This window comes from Shewanella sp. SW1, assembly GCF_025653545.1.
Lineage (GTDB): Bacteria > Pseudomonadota > Gammaproteobacteria > Enterobacterales > Shewanellaceae > Shewanella > Shewanella oncorhynchi.
Genome location: NZ_JAKKSG010000004.1, coordinates 35,114 through 56,230, shown reverse-complemented (window position 1 = coordinate 56,230; position 21,117 = coordinate 35,114). Strand labels below are relative to the sequence as shown.

Sequence of the window (21,117 nt, the reverse complement as noted above, 5' to 3'; positions counted from 1 at the left end):
TCGACTTATGGGGTTAATTCTGGCTAACTTTGAGGGCAGTTGTTTTTAAGAGAGGTAAGCAAGTGAAATACAGATTATGGGTTTTAGGTGCAGGTTTAAGCTTAACAATTGGGCTGAGCTCTGCGGCGCACGCATTTTCTATCCCGCAGCCAGCAGCTGAACTTGCGGCCAGTAAGTTTGTGCATATTCAAGTGACGGCAGAGCAAGGTGATGCCGATGCCCAATTTTTGCTGGGATTAATGTATCTCTCCGGACGTTTTGTGTCGCAAGAAGTGCCGACTGGATTGCACTGGATTTCACTTGCCGCCGAACAACAACATGAAAAAGCGCAGCAAACCTTAGCGGATCTGTCATTTGAAGGCCAATTGATCAAGCGTGACTTGTCAGTCGCTGAGCATTGGTATAAAGCGTTGAGTGAGCAGGGCAGTCGTTGGGCTCAATTCCGTTTAGGCTTTATTTATGCGTCTGGCGGTGACGGTGTGCAGCGAAACTGCGGTAAAGCGGTCGAGCAATTTTCCCAAGTGGGTGATGATGTTGCTTTGGGCAATGTGGCGTGGATTTTAGCAACTTGTCCCGAAGCTGAATATCGTGATGGCAATAAAGCGGTCGAGTTGTCCTTAAAATTACTCAAAGTGAATGAAAACGATCCTACAAATCTTGATAATTTAGCCGCGGCTTATGCGGAGTTAGGCGATTTTGGTGCTGCTATTTCGACGCAGCAGAAAGCGATCGAAGCGTTGAAAATGAATGCTGAAATGACTAAGACTGATGAGTTTATGCTGCGGTTACAAACCTACGAGCAAAAGCGTGCCTATCGCGAAACCTTACGTTTACTCGAATAGGTATTTCTTCATCATCGCTCTCTAGTTAACTGCTATTTTTTTTATTCTAGTATTGATTAATAAATTGATTTATAAGTTGAAAAATAAAGCCTGAGTGGATACTCGGGCTTTTTTTTTGATTAAGGTTAACCGAGTGTCCAAGAATTTAGGATGTGATATTCGACACCCGTGCTTGTGCTTTTTGAATGGTATAAATGCAAATTATCGGGCGTTAACGTCAGCGTATTCATACCTTTGAGTTGCAATAAAGCCGACTCATCTAGTGTCCATTGTTTTGCTTTTCTAAATAAACTGATGTGCGGGCAGAAGCTGTGCTCATTCCGATGTAATTGCAGTCGGTCGGCAATTTCTTGCGTTTTTTTAGCTAATTGCGCTAACGGCGGCTCAATATCATCGCCTTTCAAGCAACATACTTGCGCATTAGGCCATACATCGAGCTGGTTAAGCCGAACGCTAAATCTTGGCTTCACTAAGCGGTCAACCGCATTAAGGAGGGCGATTTTTTGCTCGTTGTTAGCTTGACCTATAAAGCAGAGCGTTAAATGCAAATTGTTGACACTCACCGTTTTCGCCTCAGGATTAAGGTGGCATATCAATTGCTGCTGCAATTCACTTAGATATACCCTTTGACTATCTGTGGGAGCGAAGCCGAGGAATAGCCTTTGTTGCATCGGTTTATCATCCTTTTGGAGGGCTTAATATGGATTATCTTAGCGAGCACTTTGACGTTAAGCGCATTTGAGCGTTAATCTAGCTGTTGAATTTATCAGCTAATTTGTGACTCAAGCAGACGTTTAATTCACTGTGAGCCTATACTTAATGCACGTCGATAATACCTTAAATGGATTTTTAGGTAAGGAAGAGACTTTTCATGTCAGTAGGTTTAGCTAATCCACTCCAACAGGCTTTGGTCAGTATTTTTAGTGAATCCCCGCTAGAAACCTTAGAGCAGAATGTTGACAGAGCGCTTGAGACTATTACTTTGCAACTGCATTGTGACGGGGTATTTGTATTAACCGGAAGCCAGTCACTGGATCGTTTACGCACGCGTAATCTGTATTTAAAACCTCAATTTGCCCAAGGCCAACAGACACGAGTCTGGCCCCTGGCACGAATGCCATTTTTTCGCTCTCTTGTCCGTACTCCGCGTCTATTAAATCTGGCTGATGTGAATACCTTGCCTGCCGATGCTCAGGCTGAGCGAGCTTTATTAAGGGATTGGGACGTCAAGAGTCTATTAGTATTGCCGCCAGTCGTGTTTGGCGAAACCCGTATTGCCTTGGGGGCCGTCAATTGCTCCGAATGTTGTGAATGGAGCGAAGAGTTTATAAGTGAGTTTAATCACGCCGCTGTGATGATTGGCTCTGCGATGGAATTGACGCGTATTGCTTTAAGCATGCTTGCCAGTGAACATAAATACTGTGAAGTATTCAACCAGTTGCCCTTAGCTTGCGCCTTGTTAGATAAGCATGATCAATTGACTATGCTGAATAAAGTCGCTCTGCAAACCCTGCCAATTCAACATGGCTATGATTTATTCGACATGGTGCGTGAGGAAGAACACGCCATGCTAACCGATACCTTACATGTGGTACGAGAAGGTGTGCTCGGTCAAGCTTGGTGTGAATTACCTTTAAAATCAATTCATCAATTAACTTGGTTAAAACTGAGTTTTAGCCAGATTAGCGGCGATAAAGATACTTTAGTCATGATTGCCGAAGATGTCAGTGAAAAGTACCGCTTAGCCGATGAGCTGTCGTTCCATGCCAATTATGATGCACTTACGGGTTTACCTAATCGGCTACATTTCGAAGCCCTATTAGAAAACCTACTACATGCCCATGACGATATGCCTATTTGCGTGGCGTTTCTCGATTTAGACCAATTCCAAGTCATTAACAATATCAGTGGCCATCAGGCGGGCGATAAGCTACTTTGCCAAGTCGCATTACGTTTGAAACAGCTCGTACGTAAAGGCGATATAGTTGCCCGTTTAGGGGGCGATGAGTTTGGTATCCTGATGCATTACTGCAATGTGGACTCTGCGAAACAGATTGCTAAGCGGATTTGTACCCAGTTAGCAAATCATGAGTTTATTTGGGAAAGTCGTAGTCACAATGTCAGTGTCAGTATGGGGATTGCTAGGCTAGATAAAAAATCTGCCGATATTTATACCGTCATGAGTCAAGCTGACGCTGCTTGTCGATTGGCGAAGGATCAAGGCCGAAATGGTTGGCATTTATACAGTGCGAGCGATCCTAAAATGAACCGTCTCTACACCGAGATGATGGCCTCTGTAGATATCGTCGGCGCACTCGCGTTAAACCAATTTGAGCTTTATTTTCAAAGCATAGTGCCGTTAAACCGCGAGGAAACTGGCTTACATTTAGAGATCCTACTGCGTATGGTGCAGACTAACGGCACTATAGTGTCTCCTGCTATCTTCTTACCCGCCGCCGAGCGATACAACTTGGCTTCTAAGGTTGATCTTTGGGTGATCGATAATTTGCTCAAGTGGGGTGGTAGTCATTTAGATATTTGGCAGCAATTGGATCTTGTGTCTGTGAATCTGTCGGCAACCTCTTTGGGCGATCATGAGTTTATGAATTGGCTAGAAATGCGTTTGATGGCCGAACCTGAGCTGGTGGATAAGCTTTGCATCGAGATCACAGAAACCGCGGCTGTGAGTCAGCTCGATCAAGCGACAAAGCTACTCGAGATACTGCGTCCGCTCAATTGTAAATTAGCCCTCGATGACTTTGGTGCAGGTTTTTCTAGCTTTGCTTACCTTAAGCGCCTCAATGTGGATTTTGTGAAAGTGGATGGCCAATTTGTCGTCAATATTTGCGAAGACTCTGCGGATCAGGCGATCGTAAAATCCATCTGCCAACTTGGTCAAGATATGGGGTTTGATGTGGTTGCTGAATTTGTCGAATCCCAAGAAATAGGGTGGAAATTGCAAGCCTTAGGCGTCGACTATGCTCAAGGTTACGCCATCAATAAACCGATACGCTTAGCTGAACTACAGTCAGGGCTCAGTCAACCTTGGCTCGAAAAGCGTGAGATTTTTGCTCCCTATCCACAGCTGTAATCTTGGGCATGGCAGCCTTGAGCTGTTACTTATGTCAGCACTGACTTGATAATGTTTGCTGCGAAATGGTACTCAAAGCCGATTGTTAGTACACTGACGCCCTGTCTTGGCCGCTGATGTCTTTTTCTTGAACTCTCTACCTATTCATAGCTTATTAGCACCGCTGCGCGCGGCTTTTTCTCGTCACGCTCAAGTGATCCTCGAGGCACCGACAGGTGCGGGTAAATCAACGGCGTTACCTTTGGCTATGTTAGATTGGCCAGAAATCAGCGGACGCATTTTAATGCTCGAACCGCGGCGTGTCGCGGCGCGTAGTGTGGCGCACTATATTGCCAGCTGTCGCCAGCAAAAGGTGGGGCAAGAAGTCGGCTATCGCGTCCGCGGTGAAGCTAAAATCAGCGCTAATACCCGTTTAGAAATTGTCACCGAAGGCATACTGACGCGAATGATCCAACAAGATCCCGAGTTAACTGGGATTGGAATGATCATCTTCGATGAAATTCATGAACGTCACCTCACCACAGATTTAGGTCTTGCCCTAGCGCTCGAAGTGCAAGCTTCACTGCGGGACGATTTAAAGATATTAGCTATGTCAGCGACTCTATCAGGTCTTGCTTTAGTTGAACTCATGCCAGAAGCGGTGACCTTGCACAGCGAAGGCCGGAGTTTTCCTGTCGACATCGAATATCGCCCTGTGCCAACTCAGCAGCATTGGATCGATCACCTCGGCCGCTGCGTGCTCGAACTGGTCTCGGCCAGCAGCAGTGCCAGTGTTGATAAAACGGCTGCCAATAATGCCGTGCTCGTGTTTTTACCCGGTAAAGGGGAGATCTTACGATTACAGCAGTTTTTGCGCGAGCGCTTAGCGGACGATGCTTTTTTGATTTGCCCTCTTTATGGTGAACTTTCGGGTGCCGAGCAAGATAGCGCGATCGCTGCAACTATAGATGGCAGGCGTAAAATTGTGCTAGCCACTAACGTGGCGGAATCGAGTTTAACTATTGAAGACATAGGGTTTGTCATCGACAGTGGTTATAAACGACAAGCGAGTTTTAACCCTAAAACCGGTGTCACTCGCTTAGGCTTGAAACGTATAAGCCAAGCCTCCGCAACTCAGCGCAGTGGTCGCGCCGGGCGTTTATCAGCGGGTGTGTGTGTTCGCCTGTGGAGCCAAGAAGAACATGGTCGCATGCTCAGGGCCGATGAACCCGAGATCAGCCAAGCGGATCTGGTGGCTATGGCCCACGATTGTGCTTACTGGGGCGCAAAATCCTTTAGCGACTTGATGTTGTTAACGCCGCCACCAAGTGTGCATGAGGCGCTGGCGTGGAAACTGTTACAAGATTTAGGCATGGTCGATGCTCAAAATAAACTCACTCCCCACGGTAAAGCGGCCTACGAGCTAGGGTGTCACCCAAGGCTTGCTCATATGTTATTGGGCGCAAAAAGTTTGGGCGCAAACAATGGGGGAGTCAATAATGCTAACGAACAAGCAACGCAATTGGGCAGTTTGGCCTGCTTGTTGTCGGGGGTTTTAGAGGCGCGTGGTTTGCCTAAAAAGGGCGCCGATATCATGAATTACCTGCACTTTGCCTGTCATGGACAAGCTGGGCAACAGGCAAAACAGTGGCAGAAAAAGCTAGGATTAGCAGCGGATTTGTCTAAGATAGCGACCCATGCACACCACAGCGATGTGGGGTTATTATTAGCACTTGCTTATCCGGATCGTATCGCTAAGGCCCGCGGTGTTGAGGGCTACCAATTAGCCAATGGTACTGGCGTCGTGCTCGCAGCCGATGATGCATTGGCGCAAACGCCGTGGATGGTGGTGGCGGATTTTCAAGAAACTGAAGGCAGAAACGCTGGGCGGATTTACTTAGCGAGTCAGCTTCAGCCAAGCTTGTTCGACGGCGAGCTAAAAGGTTTGCTGGACATTCATGAGATCTGTGGCTGGGATGAAGCTAAAGGTCGAGTGATTGCGCAGCGCCAATACAAGGTCGGACAAATTTTAGTAAAAACCGAGACGATTGCTAAGCCTGAACGTAAGCAAATTGTCGCGGCCTTACTGGGCTATATTCGCCAGCAAGGATTACAAATCCTCAATTGGAACGCTAACTTAGAACAGTTTCAACACAGGCTCAAACTGGCAACTGAGTTTGACGCGGGCGGTGACTGGCCCAAGGTTGATGATGAAGCATTATTAGCGAGCCTAGAAACTTGGCTGGCGCCTTACCTCGAAAATGTGAATAATCTGCAGCAATTAGTTAAGCTCGATTGCTTTGGTTTTGTGGCAAACTGTTTGAGCTGGCAGCAGAAACATCGACTTGACGAGTTATTGCCAACTTCCTGGCCGTTAGTCACCGGTACCTCTGCGCCAATAGCATATGACGAGTCTGGGCGTGCGCTACTGCGTGTACGTCTGCAAGAAACCTTTGGCATGGCGCAGAGTCCTATGTTGGCGCAGGGCAAACTAAAGGTGACGATGGAATTACTCTCTCCGGCCCAGCGTCCATTAGCCTTGACGGCAGATTTAGCCAGCTTTTGGCAGGGACCTTATGTGGAAGTGAAAAAGGAAATGCGCGGTCGATATCCAAAACATCTGTGGCCAGACGATCCTGTAAATACACTGCCGACAAAATTTACCAAGAAGAAAACCTTGGGTTTAGCTCAGCCCTAGCAAGCACAACGCCGCTGGTTTTATAACATTTTGTTATGAAGCACTTTGATTCGCACCACGTTAGCTTTGTGCCTATGGCTGATGTCTTTAAATGCATGAATGATGAAGTAGATATGACAACTAAGATGACAAAAAAATCACCCGCTTCCCGTCGGGCTAATCATGGCCGCGGTTTATTTCGACGAATTTGGTCTATCAGTTGGAAATTAGGCATGGCTGGATTAGCTGTAGTGACTTTTTACAGCATTTATCTTGATCAAATTATTGCGCAAAAATTTGAAGGCCAAAAATGGCATTTGCCAGCACAGGTGTTTAGTCGTTCTATGGCGCTGTATCCCGGTGCGGCAGTCAGCCATCCGCAAATGATGGCTGAGCTTAAGTTGCTCGGCTATCGCAAAGTCGCTAACCCGCGCCAAGTGGGAGAGTTTTCGGCATCGAGCACTCGTATTGAATTGTGGCGTCGACCGTTTTTGCATCCAGAAGGCGATCAAGTCGAACAAAGAGTCATGATCAGTTTCGACAGCAATGGCATCAGTTCGGTCACTCGAGTCTCAGACAAGCGTCAACTCGCCGTATTCCACCTTGAGCCAGTATTGCTCGACCGCATTATTACTGGCGACGGTGAAGACAGGCTGTTTGTGCCGACCGAAGAAATGCCAAAGTCAATCGTGCAGGCGTTACTGCTGGTGGAAGATCGTAGTTTTTATGAACACCATGGTGTGAATCCATTCGCGATTGCGCGCGCGGCTTTTGTGAACATCAGCGCCGGTCGCACTGTGCAAGGTGGCTCGACGTTAACTCAGCAGTTAGCGAAAAACTTTTTCCTTTCGAGTGAGCGTTCCTTGCTGCGTAAGGTGCGCGAAGCCTTAATGGCGGTCATTATTGATTTTCGTTACAGCAAAGACGAAATCCTCGAAGCGTATCTTAACGAAGTGTATATGGGGCAGGATAAATCCCGTGCCGTCCATGGTATGGGGTTGGCCTCACGTTTCTATTTCGGCCGTCCTATCAGTGAGTTGACTATCTCCCAGCAGGCATTCTTAGTGGCTGCGATTAAGGGACCGTCTTACTACAATCCATGGAAATATCCGGATCGTATTCAAGAACGCCGTGATCTAGTATTGCGTTTACTCATGGATGCGGGGGATTTAACCACGGCTGAGTACAAGGTGGCGGTAGAGTCACCCTTAGGGATCCGTAATCTCAATAAACCAGCACACCAGAAATTGCCGTCCTTCTTCGCTCTGGTAAAACAGGAAGTGAACGAGCGTTATGGCGATGCGCTATTGAAGCAATCTGGGGTGAAAATCTATACCACGCTCGATCCTATGGCCCAAGAAGCCGCCGAAATTGCGGTGACTCAAACCCTCAAAAGCTTAGATAAGAGCAATAAATCATTGCAGATTGGTATGGTCGTGACCGACAAATACACGGGCGGTATTGCGGCTATGGTCGGCGATAAAACCCCAGGATTTGATGGCTTTAACCGCGCGGTTGAAATTCGTCGTCCTATTGGCTCGTTAATTAAGCCTTTTGTGTATGCTACGGCTCTGGCACCTAATAGCCAATTTACCTTAGCGACACCTCTTAAAGATCAACCTATTACCTTGAAAAGTGAGCAAGGTAAGACATGGTCACCACAAAACTTTGATAAGAAGTTCAGTGGTCAGGTGCCTTTGTTAACGGCATTGAAAAAGTCGATGAACGTACCGACGGTAAATCTTGGAATTGCTGTGGGTGTGGATGCGGTCGCCACAACATTGGCTAAATCGGGTTGGCAGGAGCCGTTAAACGAGTATCCCTCCATGTTACTCGGCGCCGTCAATGGCTCGCCATTAATGGTAGCGCAAGTGTACCAAACCTTAGCTGATAGCGGTGTTTACCGTAAGTTAACCACAGTGACCGCTGTGCTAGATTCTGATAAGAATCCATTGCCTGTGACGCGATTGCCCAAAGAGCAAGCTATAGCACCTGAGACAGATTTCTTAATTCAATTTGCTATGCAGCAAGTAGTGAATACGGGAACGGCAACGCGTTTAGGTAATGCCTTCCCTGGCGTTGGACTGGCGGGTAAGACTGGCACCAGTAACGATAGCCGCGACTCTTGGTTTGCGGGCTTTGATGAGCGTAACGTCGCCGCTATTTGGGTTGGGCGTGACGATAACGGCAAAACCAGTTTGTATGGTAGTAGTGGTGCCATGGCCGTGTATCTTGCCTTCTTAAAGGAACGTCCACCTATTAGTTTGCGCTCAATCCCAGTGAACGGCGTAGTGAAGGGCTTTTTTGACCGAGATACAGGTGTGGCTAAGGAATCCACTTGCAGCAATGTCGATGCGCTTCCGGCATTAGCTGCGACCTATCGTCCTGTGAATAACTGCGGCGACCCTTTGCAGTGGTGGCAGAAAATTTTCTAGGTTAATAGGGTCGATAATGGGCCAATAACGCACTTATGCGTTGGATCTAAAACCTTTTAGTCAGTAGAACCTGTGCCGATGGAAGTGGTGTGATCGAGGGCAAACTCGGGGCGCCAATCTTCCCTTTGCACGGGACGTTAATCCAAAGTGAGAAATGACATGTTTAAAACCGCTGCCGCCGTGCATATTTTAGTGAAACACAAAGAACAGGCTGAGGATATTGTTAAGCAGCTGAATAATGGTGCTAATTTTGCTGTGCTCGCTAAGCGTTTTTCCTCTTGCCCTTCGGCCAAAAAAGGTGGCGATTTAGGCGAGTTCAAAAAAGGCCAAATGGTGCCACAGTTCGATAAGGTTGCATTTTCAGGTGAATTACTGGTGCCGCATATAGTGAAAACTAAGTTTGGCTGGCATGTGGTTAAAGTGTTGTATCGCACTTAATACCCCAGTAATAAGCGCATCTTCACCGAACGTTATTTTCGACTAATCAAATAGATTGGAAGATTAGGGAGCGATCAGCATGAAATTTAGTTTTAACACCGAAGATGCGAGTCAAGTTTGCGTAGGGGCTTTTGCCCTTGCGGTTCCCGTTGCATTTTCTGAGGAAGCGTGGCATCTCGGTGAGACTTTACCTTTATTGAATATCGGTATGCTTTTTAGTTTATCGCTGCTCTTTCTTGGGGTATTCACCTATCACAGCGTGTTCCAACAGAATATTGCTTCCCGCGTTCCTGTGTTTATTTTTCGTATCGTGGTGGCGTATTTGCTCACTGCCCTCGTGGTTTTCCTCGTGCTGCTTTGCCTCGATAAAGTGCCATTTTTTGAGGACCCATTAACCTCTATAAAACGGATCATAGTGATCACTATGCCAGCCTCTATGGGCGCTATTGTTGTGGATAGTTTTGATAAAGAATGACACTGTTTCGCTAAATCTCATGACTTTTGTCACTGGTTGATTGCGGTTGTCTTGCGCATACTTATTTTCATGTTCTGACTTTGACATTGATTAAGCGTCATAAGCAGACCTAAATGTTGAGCTTGATAACGATAACGCCAATAGATAAAGGAAATGACTATGAACACTGGTGCCCTCGCTTTACTTATCCCAATACTCGCAATTGTTGGCGGATATGTGGTCGCTATAATGAAAATTCGCAACAAACAAGGTGTGTCGACGCGTGAGCAAGTGGCCGAAAACCAAGCTTTTCAGACCGAGTTAGCCATCCTTCGTCAGCGTATCGAAGTGCTAGAGCAGTTAGCCACTGACGATGGTTTTCAGTTAAAGCGTGAATTTAAAAAGGTCTAACGATTTATTCCTTGGCTTATCGGTGGCTAGGCAATACTTACGTTTTAGATGTTATTTGTTCTGACAAGGTATTGCTCGCCAAATGAAAAATGATGTTGAGTTATTTTGAATGAGTCACGAGTGATGAAAACGGTCTTATTTAGCTAACATTTCTGCGGCATTATCGGCTGTAATATGTCGCGTCATCTCGCCATAAAGGCTCTATCTTGCATAAAATTCCGCCTAATATCTGCAGAATAAACCTGAAACGTCAACAGATCCTGATACCCCTGTCATTTGTTTGGCTTTACAAATGTGGGCAGGGTGTTACTTTGTACGCCTTACGTGGGTCAAGTCATCGGGTGAGTTAAATACCTAATTTAAGGTAGACTCGTGATAATTTTGTTATCCATCCCTGTATTGAGTTATTACAAATAGAGTTTATATGTTTCTAGCGCCTTATTTTTCTAAGCAAAATCAAGCTATTTCCGTTTCAGCACAACAAGCCAGTGACTTCGCGAAGAAAATTGCGCAGGACTTTAATCCTATCCACGATGTGGGGGCAAAACGCTTTTGCGTACCGGGAGATTTACTGTTTGCCCTAGTATTGACTCAATATGGTTTGAGCCAGAGCATGAAGTTTAGCTTTGCGGGTATGGTGGGTGATAGCGTCGAACTGCAATTCCCTGAACAAGTGAGCGAGAGTTTTTCGATTCGCGATAGTCGTGAAAAAACCTATCTTAATGTCAGCCGTCATGGCGATGTGAGTTGTTGCGATGCGCAGACCGAATCCTTTATTCGTCAATATGTTGCTTTCTCTGGGCATAATTTTATCGATATCCTTATCCCTTTGATGAAACAACATCAAGTGATGATCAACCCAGAACGGCCTTTAGTGATTTACGAAAGTATGTCGTTTGACTTAACCACTCTCGATTTTGTGCAAGTGACCTTATCACTCGTTGGCCAAGATTTAAAAATCGACGGTAAACGTGGCGATGTGACATTGCATTTTGAATTACACAGTGGCGACACTTTAGTTGGCACAGGTATAAAAACCTTAGTGATGAGCGGATTACGTGCTTACGATGAGGTTCTTGTACAGCAAATGCGCGCCACCTATGAAGGTCGTAAAACTGATTATTGATTGACGTAAAAGCAATAGGTTGGCGTTTTGTCTTTTAGATAAAGCGCCATGCAATCCTTGATAGCGCGATTAAATGCTAGCAATTAATTGTTATTGACTGATAGCTGCGACACGATTGCTGAGACGTTTTCCGCGCCGCTACGTATTTCTCCCATCACCAAAGTTACCTCGGCTAACTGTTGTTTCCCTTCCTGTGCGATACCTTCAACTTCGTTCATCATGTCTGTTGCACTTGTGGTGAGCTGGGTATTTTTAGTGACTACGGCGGCAATTTCACTGGTTGATTTACTGGTTCTGGAAGCGAGCTGCCTCACTTCATCGGCGACAACGGCAAAACCTCGGCCTTGTTCCCCTGCTCGTGCGGCCTCAATTGCGGCATTTAATGCCAGTAAATTAGTTTGATCGGCAATCGAACTAATGGTTGCGACTATGGCTTGAATACTTTGAGATTGTTCATTGAGTTGAGTTATCGCCAAGGTCGCTTTATGGGTTTGCTCGGCAATAACATTAGAGGTATTTACCGTCGCATTGAGTAAATGTACGCCTTGTTCTGCTTGCTCGACGGTACGTTGTGACGTGGTCAGTGCAATATTGGCGGCTTCACGTACAGCGTGGCTTTGCTCGATCCGCTTGCTGATATCGCTCGCAAATTTAATCACTTTAACCACTTTACCTTGCTCATCCATAATAGGATTGTATGCCGCTTCTAACCAAATCGAATCGCCATAAGCATTTTTGCGTTCAAAGAGACCGCTGCTATATCGACCTTGCTTTAGATCGTCCCAAAAGTGTGGATTTTGTCGATAAAACTCATCAAAACAGAAAATACGATGGTGTTTACCAATAATCTGCTCTTTGCTAAAGCCCATTGTCTTTAAGAAGTTAGTATTGGCTTTCAAAATCGTGCCATCGGTAGTGAATTCAATAATGGCTTGCGAGCGATTCAAGGCATTAAAAATGGCCGCTTGGTCGTCAAGTTGGTGCTTATCTTGGGTGATATCAGCGGCTGTTTTCATTATTTTAACGACTTTACCTGCCTGTTTGATGGGGAAGTAAGTCGCTCTAAGCCAGATCTCTTGGCCATTTTTATTCACTCGTGCAAAATTGCCTTCCTGTGGATGACCTGCTTTTAGATTGCTCCAAAATTGCTGGTAGGTAGCAGAATTACCATAAGCCGCCGAGCAAAACAGCTTGTGATGTTGGCCTACGACTTCATTAAGTGAATAACCTACCGTTTTTAAAAACAACGCATTAGCATCGAGAATTATTCCATCAGGCGTAAATTCTACTGTGGCAATACTGTGCTTAATCGAGTCGATGATCGACTCTGCCTCTTGGCGTTTGCTTTCGCTCACTTCAAGGCTTTTACGTAATGAAGAGTTGAACACTGAGATACTCCTGATGAGTCTAACTGACTCAAAAACTGCAGTTCTTTATTGAAAGCTCGATATTTCGAGCTAGATATACTGATAAATATAGCTGTGATTTTAATATGTGGTTTATTTCTATGAAACGCGTTATCGGGATCTATATACCTAAATTGAGTAAAAAAGATCACTATTCCTCGGTTTATTCGCGAATAGGCATAGCTAGCAAGCATTAATGATGCGATTAGGTTTAATCAGATTGAATTAACGCTAAAGAAAAAGCTGCCAAAGGGCAGCTTCTTAAGTGCCATCTATGCTCGGCGGTTAGCTTAGTTTTTCAATCTTAGCTGGCAGCCCTTGTCTGGCCGAAGCGCCACTTGCCCAATCCACCAGCGGGTAGCGGCCGTGGCGACTCGGATCAAACAGATTCAAGTCGTTCATATTGATGCCGACTCGGATCAGCGGATTGGCGGCGATTTTAAGGTTGTCGATCACTACGTCCCGCGCGCCGAGTTCCTTATGGCCATAACCGTGTTCGATAGCGATGCAGTCAGGGTGCACTCCGGCAACACATTCCACTAAGGCAATAACGCTGCCGTTGGGCGTGCTGATCTTGACCGTGTCACCTGTGCTGATCCCAAGGCGAGTGGCGGTTTTCTCGTTCAGTCGCACCGGATTATTAGGGTGTACTTGGCGTAAACGATCCGAGCCAATACTCATAGAGCTCATGGTGTGGGATTTGTAACTACTGATCAGCAAAGGCCATTGTGATTTATTAAATGCCTTATCGAGCGGTGTGCCATTGGCTAAGGCGGGTTGATATAAGCGTGGACAGCCACTCATAAATTCCCCTGTGAGACTGTTACGGCGACTCCCCACTTCGGGATTCCACAGCATCATAGGTTTTGGCCAAACCTTGGTTGGATTACCCACTTCATCCCGTGCACCGCTCATATTTTCAAAGCGGCCGCCGCGGGCAAATAAGTAGCTGACTTTTTTGACTTCATCTGGCTTGAGTCTGGCGTTGAGCTCACTTTGAATACGACTCACACCGCTAAGATACATGTCCTCAGCGTTAATATCGGCAACGGCTTTACCCAAATAGGCCACGTTGGCGGCGCCGTAAAGTGAGTAATCCGCTGCGCGCGTTAACGGATGTAAGCTGCCATCGGCGGCCTTAACGGCATTTTCGCCAAAGCCAGGTAGTTGCAGTTTCATCGCCACTTGGCTCAAGAAAGATTCCATGCAGACCACATCACCACTGGCCATCTTTGTGACCCTTGGTTCGACAATCGGCCAGCGACCTGTCGTTTCCTTCGTCAGAGTACCATGCCACGAAGGGCTCCAACCCCAAGACTCATACGTTAATGTGTCGGGCACGATATAATCCGATAGCGCCGAGGTTTCGTTAATAAAGCTGTCGATACTGATAAACAGCGGCAGCACTTTGGGATCTTTCAGTTGTTCACCAATGGCTTCCCCTAAACCCGCTTGACCATAAATCGGATTGCCCATGTGGTTAATCCAGGCTTTGAGTCGATAGGGATAACCGTGCACCGCCGCCGTTAAATGTTCGCCCAGCAAGGGCGATGAAATCGGAAACCAAGGCTCCTTGGCGGGATAAGGCGATTCGCCCGCTTCGACTTTACGGCGATACTTTGAGGTTTTCTCGTAGGGGAATTTAGATCGCGATAGGAATACGCCCTTAGGCTCGACCATGCCGTCAAACTCCTGCAGATTATACCTTGGGCCTTTACCAAAGGCGGGAAAGGAACCGCCGGAAGCTAATGCGCCGCCCTTCAGATTGATGTTACCTATCATGGCGTTGAGCATCATGATTGCCCAAGCGCTATAAAAACCATTGGCGCTCATTGTGCCGCCGTGGGAGATCACTGCAGCCTTAGTGCCATGGCTGGTAAACTTATCTGCAAGGGCGATAATTTGCGCTTCGCTGATATCGCACTCCTTGGCATAGTGTGCCATCTCGAAGCTCTGCGCCGCTTCACTTAACAGTTGGAAGCTAGATTTAACCGCAATCGCCCCCTTAGGTGTGTCGACGTTTTGGTCAACGTCGAGCATGGCTTTCAGGCTTTGGCTCGCCAAAACTATCTTGCCACTCGCGGCATCGACAACCAACTGCGAGTCTTGCTCGCCGTAGGCTTTGCCCTCGAAAGGTAAGCCAAGATCGCTGGCAAAGAGATATTGGCCATATCTTGGATGGGTAGGTTCGCTGACGATCAAGAAGCCTGCGTTACTAAAACCACGGTAACCTGATGCTTTTGCGGCATCGACATTGGGCGCACTCAAAAAATCGGTGGCGTAGCGCTGGTTATCAATAATCCAGCGCAACATGCCCATGGCGAGTGCCGAGTCGGTGGCGGGGCGGATCGGCAGCCAAGTATTATTGCCCGCGCAAGGTTGATTCGAGGTATTGGGTAGCATGGGCGACACCACCACATAACTGAAATTAGTGTTATTCACCCGCGCGTTAGCCAATTGTCTTGCTTGGCGTTTAAAGGGATTGCCCGATTGCTGCGGTGAAGTGCCGATAAAGAGTAAAAATTCGCTATGGTCCCAATCGGGTTTTAAGTGGGCGTATTTTTTCAAATCATCCAATAAAGCGCCTGCTCCGGCGCGGTAGGTAAACCCACAGTAAGCGCCGTGGTTGGCAAAGTTGCGTGTGCCAAAGCTGTTGAAGGTAAAGCGTTTGATAATGGCATCGCGGCCTTCATCGGAGGCGTTTGAGACCAGTAACTGGTTGGCCTTAGGGCCGTATTCTGGATTATTGGTATCGAGCGGCGTGGCGATATCACGAATCGCTCTTAAGCCTTCGACTTGGCCCTCACCAAATAAATCACCACCTTCGACGACTTCATTCAGCAATTGCTCAAAGCTAATGCTCTGCCATTGGCCGCTGCCGCGCTTACCCACGCGTTTAAGGCATTGGGTAACGCGGTGTGGGCTATCTAATTGTTCTAGCATGGCATTACCGCGGGCGCAGGCGGTGGAACGTCCTTGCAGCCCTTGTTCTTGAAAGGCGCTAAGGCCAACAAAGGCGGTTTTGATCGGCGTATCGAAATCGATATGTTCCCGCGATGACAACGGATGATAAGGATTACCGCTGATACGGATGATTTTATCGGTTTTTTGATCGATACGAGCGCGCACGCCGCATTTGGTCCAGCAACCTAAGCACATAGTATTGGCGATGCGTTGATCGTCGTTGCTGATTAACTGGCCTGACTGTAAATCGACTTTGTATTCAGGTACTAAGGAATTGCCGTGCAGCGGATCTTGGGTTGGTTTTCCTGAGGTACCATTGACGACACCTTTACCTATCTGCGCTAATGTATGACTATAACCCGCAGCAAATAATCCCACGCCACCCGTTACAGCGGCCCCTTTGATAAAACGACGTTTACTCTTATCCATGCTGGACTCCTTAATTCTGTAAACTAATTGGGTGCTCAGCGAGCAAGTTTTGCCGCAGGCGTGTGGCGAATAAGTTCGGAGACCAGCGCCATTAATGCTAACCAGAGGCCGAAGGTACCAGCTATGCCTAATAGCCCTTCGGGTCCCCAAGGCAGTTGATAGAGATAAGTCCCCGCGCCGTATTTAGGATCGGTTTGCGCTTGAATTAGCACTATCCAGCGAAATCCCCACGCAAGGTGAATGGCCGTGAGGCTGACGATTAGCATTGCAATATTGGGTAAGTGACGAATGGCGAGCATCAGTGCTAGCACGGCGAGTGTGACCAGTACCCAAATTGCAGCAAGTTGCCAGCTTGGGCTGGTTTCAAGCAATAATGCGGCTTCGGGGGCCGAGCCCTTATCGAATAACGCCCAGCCGATAAGGCATAGGGCGAACAGACCAAAGCTGGCTCTTACCCAGAGTAATAGGCTGTCTTGGGTGCGCTGTTGGTAGCCCTTTAATAGTCGATTCAGTACCACCAAAGTGCCGCAGGCGGCGAGCAGGGCACTCATTGCCATCAAAGGTGGCAGCCAATAGGTATGCCACAGTGGCCGCGCCTTAATGGCCATGGTTTCCATGCCAGTGTAGAGGGCGATACTGCAGGCACTCAGGGCCGTGATCAGGGCGATCGGCTTGATGAATTTGTCACTGTTCCAATCACCGAATCTCAGTAATTGGCCTATTTTATTCACCCAATCTGAGTCTTGATTCGTGGTGCGCTTAGGCAGATATTGACGCAGTAGCAGCCAAGCAAACACTGCGCTGGTGCCCGAAAATACGGGCAGTAAAAAGGCGCCATACCACATCCAAGAATCAGGGCGAACTTGCGCATAAAAATGCCAAGCCCGCAGCGGTTGGTGTAAATCGGCGAGTAAGGCGATAGGGGCGACTATGCCTGCGGTTAACATTAAACAGGCGCAGAGCTTCAGCAATCTGTCATCGGGTTTGGGTTGGCTAAACAAATGTATTGTCGCTACCCATACGCTGGCGTAGGCGAGCCCCATCATAAAAAAGTATTGCACTGCCCAAGGTAGCCAAGTAATAGCGATATCTGGGGTAAAGATTTCTTTAATGACCATGGTGGATTTCCTCGCCAGTATCGGTAAGTAAGGTTCTAACGGGGGCTTGGCCGCTAATCTTGTCCTCAAAAGCGCTGCTCATGCCGATGTAGAACACCCGTGGCGCAGTATTAGCCGTCGGTTTGAGCACCTTGATATCGGTTTTGTTGGCGGCGAGCAGTTGGCTTATCTGGCTGTTGGGATTATTCAGATCGCCAATCACACGGGCTTCTCCTACGCAGGTTTCGACACAGGCAGGCAGTAATCCTGCATCTAACCTATGGGCGCAGAAGGTACATTTGTCGGCGGTATTGGTATCGTGGTTGATAAAGCGCGCATCATAGGGGCAGGCTTGCACGCAATAGCCACAACCAACACACCATTCATTGTTGACGACCACTATGCCGTCCTTGCGCTGGAAGGTCGCGCCCGTAGGACAAACTGGGATGCAGGGCGGGTTTTCGCAGTGATTACAAAGTCTTGGCAGCATTAAAAACGCAGGCGGAGTGGTATTTTCCTGCTGCGAGACTTCATACTGCTGCACAGTGGTGCGAAATTGCCCGAGGGGCGGTTGATTCTCGATAGTGCAAGCGACGGTACAGGCTTGGCAGCCCACACAGCGGCGCAAGTCAATTACCATACCGTAACGTTTACCCACTTGGCCTTCGCTGGCACTGTGCATTTGAGGGCTGCGCTTATCATCCTGTGCATACACTTGCACGACAGGGATGAGTGCGGCGCCAACACTGACGCTGGCCATTTTGCCGAGAAACTGACGTTTACTCTTGTCCATACAGATTTCCTTCACTACTTGCAGATGGCGAATAAACTGGCTCATAGACCTAGAGTTAAGGTTTATGGCGAGGTTTACAGGCATTCTGTAAAAGGGGAGGCGGCATAACTATAGTGGTTTTCCACATATCGGGTGTGGACTTGATCTAGCGCAACAAATATCCGTTAGAATAGCCTTCAAAATGTTAGGGTTTTATTTTTTTGTTACTTGAGTTTGGCCTTTTCTTAGCTTGAGTTGGACTTGATTTTAGTGTGAGTGACTGGGGATAAAGGATTGCACTTCATGTTATTGAGGATGATGAAAACGGTGTTTCGCTTAGCTCTATCGGTCAAGTGGCCGTTATCGATTCTGAGCACTCCACATTCCGTGGCAATACCGAGAAAAAAGCCAAGGAACGCAGTGTTATTCCTATGTTTGCTGGCTTCAGTTAAGGTGTTTGCTGCGGAGCCACTGAATCAAAGTGCGCATTCGGGATTAACTGACCCTGAGGTTGTTGCTCAAGTTGCTATCGAAGAGCCCAGTTATCAAGTAGTCGATGTTGGCGTGTTAGCCATCCGCGGTTATAAGGCAACCATCAACCGCTGGCAACCTTTGATGGGGTGGCTCGAAACCAAAATTCCCAACAGTTACTTTAGGTTACATCCTCTCACCCTCGATGAGCTAGCTAAGGGCGTTGAAACCCAAGGGCTCGATTTTGTGATCACAAACCCAGGGCAATCCGTGTTGCTGGCGCGGCAATATTCCCTTACTTGGTTGGCGACCCTGCGCAGTCCGTTAAATAATGGCGCGGCAATGCAAGTGGGCTCGGCGCTGGTGGTGCGCGCCGATTCACCCTATCACACCTTAAGTGATCTTAAGGGACGTCGCCTCGGGATCGTATCGAAAAATGCCTTTGGTGGTTACTTGACCTTAGTGTACGAAGCGCAGCTAAAGGGCATAGATTTGCCTCGCTTTGTAGGTGAGATCATTCCGCTGGGGTTCCCGCTAGATAATTTGTTGTATCAGTTAGATGATCAAAAAAGTGGTGATGATGCGGCGAAAGATAATCGACTGGATGCGGCTGTGGTGCCTGTGTGTCAGCTTGAGCAGATGCAAACGGAAGGTCTTATTAATATCGCCCATTATCGAGTGCTCGATAATCAAGCGCCTGCGGGATTTAATTGCCAAGTCTCGACTCACCTTTATCCCAACTGGTCTATGGCAAAGACCAATCGCGCCTCCCAGTCTCTGGCTAAAAGTGTGACTCAAGCTTTGCTAGCGCTGCCTGAAGATCATCTCGCCGCTAAGTCTGCTGATTCTGCGGGCTGGACCACGGCCGTGAGTCAGCTTGCGATCGATCAACTGCTTAAAGATCTCGATATGCATCCTTTGCAGGCACCATGGTGGCAAAGGGCGTGGCAGTGGATCAAGTTACATCAACAATGGGCTTGGCTTGTTTTAGGGATTTTGGTTTTACTCAATGTGTATCATTTTTGGCTTGAATACCGCTTTAGTCGCCACGGCCGTGAGTTGATTAACACTCAGCGCCAGCTCAATGAAAACCGTGCGTTACTGGAACATGCCCAACGTATTGCTATCGCGGGTGAGCTTGGCGCGAGTCTCTCCCATGAACTCAATCAACCTTTGGCGGCGATTGGCCATTATTGTCATGGCGCCGAAGTGCGATTACAGCGGGGGACGAGCCCTGAGGAGTTGCAATCGGTATTGGCGCTGATCCAGCAGGAAGTCACGCGCGCCGACAATATTATCAGTCGCTTACGTAATTTACTGAAGAAGCGACCTGTGTCGAAACAGCCTTTGTATCTGCATGAGTTGGTCAATGATACTGTGCCGCTGCTCGCCTATGAGTTTGAACAACATCAGATAAACCATGCTGTCAATGTGAATGGTGAACCCTATTTACAGTCCCTCGATGAAGTTGGCATGCAGCAGTTGTTGCTTAACTTGCTGAAAAACGCCTTTGACGCCTGCGTTCAGCGGTTAGAGCTTGAATCCAGTGGCACCGAACAGATCATCACGCAAAAGCCATACACACCCACGATCGATATCGATCTTCGCTATCAAGAATGTACGCTCTTGCTGACAGTCACAGATAATGGCACAGGGTTAACCGAAGAGACCAGTCTGCTGATGCAAGCATTTTATTCCACTAAATCAGAGGGGTTAGGTTTAGGCTTAGTGATTTGCCGTGATATTGCCGAGAGCCATGGTGGTACGTTTAGCCTAGAAAGTGCTATGGGTGGCGGTTGCCAAGCGCAGGTGGCTATACCGCATAAACCTGAACCCAATGGAGCACAATAATGAGTCTTGATCTATCTGTGTATTTAATCGATGACGATGACTCAGTGCGTCGTTCTTTGCGTTTTATGCTTGAAAGTTATGGCCTTAAGATCACCGACTTTGATAGCGCCGAAGCCTTTTTTACCGCCGTAGACTTAACACTACCGGGTTGTGCGCTGGTCGATGCGCGAATGCCGGGTTTGAGTGGCCCACAGTTGCACCTTGAATTAGTGGCAAAAAATAGTCCGCTAGCGGTGATTTATCTCACTGGCCATGGCGATGTGCCAATGGCGGTAGATGCGCTTAAATTAGGTGCGGTGGATTTTTTCCAAAAGCCCGCCGATGGCGCTAAGTTAGCCGAAGCGGTTGTCAAAGCGTTGGAACATACCAAGGCGCATCATCAAGACAATCAGTATCTTGAGACTTATCAAGCGCTCACGCCAAGAGAGCGGGAAATACTCAACCTGATTGCCCAAGGCCTGAAGAACCAAGAGATCGCCGATAGTCTCTGTATTGCCATGCGCACGGTTGAGATCCACCGTGCCAATTTGATGAAAGGCATGCAAGTGGGATCGCTGGCGGAAATGATGCTGATCTACAGTCGGATTGCCGAACGCTTGCGTCTCGAATAAATCCGCTGGAATTTACCTTTTATCGCGCTAATTGCCGCTTTGTTAGCCGCCTATTTTGGCTAA

General features: G+C 47.6%; 15 protein-coding genes. 10 read left to right on the top strand and 5 right to left on the bottom strand.

Annotated elements, in window-relative coordinates; genetic code table 11:
• Nucleotides 1-62 precede the first annotated feature (62 nt).
• Nucleotides 63-842, top strand: coding sequence for a tetratricopeptide repeat protein (locus tag L5M71_RS04870; protein ID WP_105250260.1), 780 nt, complete (start codon nt 63-65; stop codon nt 840-842).
• A gap of 125 nt (nt 843-967) precedes the next feature.
• Here L5M71_RS04870 and thpR read toward each other — a convergent pair whose 3' ends face one another.
• A complete protein-coding gene (thpR, locus tag L5M71_RS04865; RefSeq protein ID WP_263206415.1) occupies nt 968-1,513 on the bottom strand; it encodes an RNA 2',3'-cyclic phosphodiesterase in 546 nt (181 codons plus the stop codon).
• A gap of 200 nt (nt 1,514-1,713) precedes the next feature.
• On the opposite strand from thpR, the gene L5M71_RS04860 reads away from it, so the two are divergent.
• The 7 genes from L5M71_RS04860 to L5M71_RS04830 all read left to right on the top strand — a co-directional run bounded on the left by L5M71_RS04860 (nt 1,714) and on the right by L5M71_RS04830 (nt 11,453).
• Nucleotides 1,714-3,933, top strand: a complete 2,220-nt coding sequence (locus L5M71_RS04860; RefSeq protein ID WP_198571945.1) for a putative bifunctional diguanylate cyclase/phosphodiesterase — start codon at nt 1,714-1,716, stop codon at nt 3,931-3,933.
• 127 nt (nt 3,934-4,060) lie between these two features.
• Entirely contained in the window at nt 4,061-6,610 is a 2,550-nt protein-coding gene (gene hrpB, locus L5M71_RS04855; RefSeq protein ID WP_263206413.1) for an ATP-dependent helicase HrpB, read from the top strand.
• A gap of 95 nt (nt 6,611-6,705) precedes the next feature.
• Nucleotides 6,706-9,024, top strand: a complete 2,319-nt coding sequence (gene mrcB / locus L5M71_RS04850) for a penicillin-binding protein 1B (protein WP_263206574.1) — start codon at nt 6,706-6,708, stop codon at nt 9,022-9,024.
• 159 nt (nt 9,025-9,183) lie between these two features.
• Nucleotides 9,184-9,462, top strand: coding sequence for a peptidylprolyl isomerase (locus L5M71_RS04845; RefSeq protein WP_006084190.1), 279 nt, complete (start codon nt 9,184-9,186; stop codon nt 9,460-9,462).
• A 79-nt stretch (nt 9,463-9,541) separates the two neighbouring features.
• Nucleotides 9,542-9,937 carry a DUF2391 family protein gene (locus L5M71_RS04840; protein WP_105250257.1) on the top strand — a complete coding sequence of 132 codons (396 nt, stop codon included), beginning with the start codon at nt 9,542-9,544 and terminating at the stop codon, nt 9,935-9,937.
• Nucleotides 9,938-10,096: 159 nt separating this feature from the next.
• Complete coding sequence (locus L5M71_RS04835; RefSeq protein WP_113939132.1) at nt 10,097-10,327, top strand: hypothetical protein; 231 nt, start codon at nt 10,097-10,099, stop codon at nt 10,325-10,327.
• A gap of 424 nt (nt 10,328-10,751) precedes the next feature.
• Nucleotides 10,752-11,453, top strand: a complete 702-nt coding sequence (locus L5M71_RS04830; protein ID WP_131525486.1) for a DUF3581 domain-containing protein — start codon at nt 10,752-10,754, stop codon at nt 11,451-11,453.
• Nucleotides 11,454-11,536: 83 nt separating this feature from the next.
• Here the strand turns inward: L5M71_RS04830 and L5M71_RS04825 are convergent, their stop codons facing one another.
• From L5M71_RS04825 to dsrO, 4 genes are all read right to left on the bottom strand, one after another.
• Entirely contained in the window at nt 11,537-12,841 is a 1,305-nt protein-coding gene (locus tag L5M71_RS04825; RefSeq protein WP_263206410.1) for a methyl-accepting chemotaxis protein, read from the bottom strand.
• A 303-nt stretch (nt 12,842-13,144) separates the two neighbouring features.
• The gene (locus L5M71_RS04820) at nt 13,145-16,252 is read right to left on the bottom strand and encodes a tetrathionate reductase subunit A (protein WP_263206408.1); all 3,108 of its coding nucleotides are present in this window, start codon (nt 16,250-16,252) and stop codon (nt 13,145-13,147) included.
• A 35-nt stretch (nt 16,253-16,287) separates the two neighbouring features.
• Nucleotides 16,288-17,370 (bottom strand): NrfD/PsrC family molybdoenzyme membrane anchor subunit, encoded by a 1,083-nt coding sequence (gene nrfD / locus L5M71_RS04815; protein ID WP_263206406.1) that lies wholly within the window; start codon nt 17,368-17,370, stop codon nt 16,288-16,290.
• Nucleotides 17,360-18,142, bottom strand: coding sequence for a sulfate reduction electron transfer complex DsrMKJOP subunit DsrO (dsrO, locus tag L5M71_RS04810; protein ID WP_263206404.1), 783 nt, complete (start codon nt 18,140-18,142; stop codon nt 17,360-17,362). Before dsrO ends, nrfD begins: the two co-directional genes overlap by 11 nt.
• Before the next feature lie 282 nt (nt 18,143-18,424).
• On the opposite strand from dsrO, the gene L5M71_RS04805 reads away from it, so the two are divergent.
• The gene (locus L5M71_RS04805) at nt 18,425-20,443 is read left to right on the top strand and encodes a sensor histidine kinase (RefSeq protein WP_263206403.1); all 2,019 of its coding nucleotides are present in this window, start codon (nt 18,425-18,427) and stop codon (nt 20,441-20,443) included.
• Complete coding sequence (locus L5M71_RS04800; protein WP_263206402.1) at nt 20,443-21,054, top strand: response regulator transcription factor; 612 nt, start codon at nt 20,443-20,445, stop codon at nt 21,052-21,054. The genes L5M71_RS04805 and L5M71_RS04800 overlap by 1 nt, the downstream gene beginning before the upstream one ends.
• Nucleotides 21,055-21,117: the final 63 nt, after the last annotated feature.

Coding starts and splice junctions, on each gene's coding strand:
- L5M71_RS04845 (WP_006084190.1), top strand. CDS start 9,184: ATGTTTAAAACCGCTGCCGCCGTGCATATTTTAGTGAAACACAAAGAA.
- L5M71_RS04820 (WP_263206408.1), bottom strand. CDS start 16,252: ATGGATAAGAGTAAACGTCGTTTTATCAAAGGGGCCGCTGTAACGGGT.
- L5M71_RS04800 (WP_263206402.1), top strand. CDS start 20,443: ATGAGTCTTGATCTATCTGTGTATTTAATCGATGACGATGACTCAGTG.
- mrcB (WP_263206574.1), top strand. CDS start 6,706: ATGAATGATGAAGTAGATATGACAACTAAGATGACAAAAAAATCACCC.
- L5M71_RS04805 (WP_263206403.1), top strand. CDS start 18,425: ATGTTATTGAGGATGATGAAAACGGTGTTTCGCTTAGCTCTATCGGTC.
- L5M71_RS04860 (WP_198571945.1), top strand. CDS start 1,714: ATGTCAGTAGGTTTAGCTAATCCACTCCAACAGGCTTTGGTCAGTATT.
- thpR (WP_263206415.1), bottom strand. CDS start 1,513: ATGCAACAAAGGCTATTCCTCGGCTTCGCTCCCACAGATAGTCAAAGG.
- nrfD (WP_263206406.1), bottom strand. CDS start 17,370: ATGGTCATTAAAGAAATCTTTACCCCAGATATCGCTATTACTTGGCTA.
- L5M71_RS04840 (WP_105250257.1), top strand. CDS start 9,542: ATGAAATTTAGTTTTAACACCGAAGATGCGAGTCAAGTTTGCGTAGGG.
- L5M71_RS04830 (WP_131525486.1), top strand. CDS start 10,752: ATGTTTCTAGCGCCTTATTTTTCTAAGCAAAATCAAGCTATTTCCGTT.
- L5M71_RS04835 (WP_113939132.1), top strand. CDS start 10,097: ATGAACACTGGTGCCCTCGCTTTACTTATCCCAATACTCGCAATTGTT.
- dsrO (WP_263206404.1), bottom strand. CDS start 18,142: ATGGACAAGAGTAAACGTCAGTTTCTCGGCAAAATGGCCAGCGTCAGT.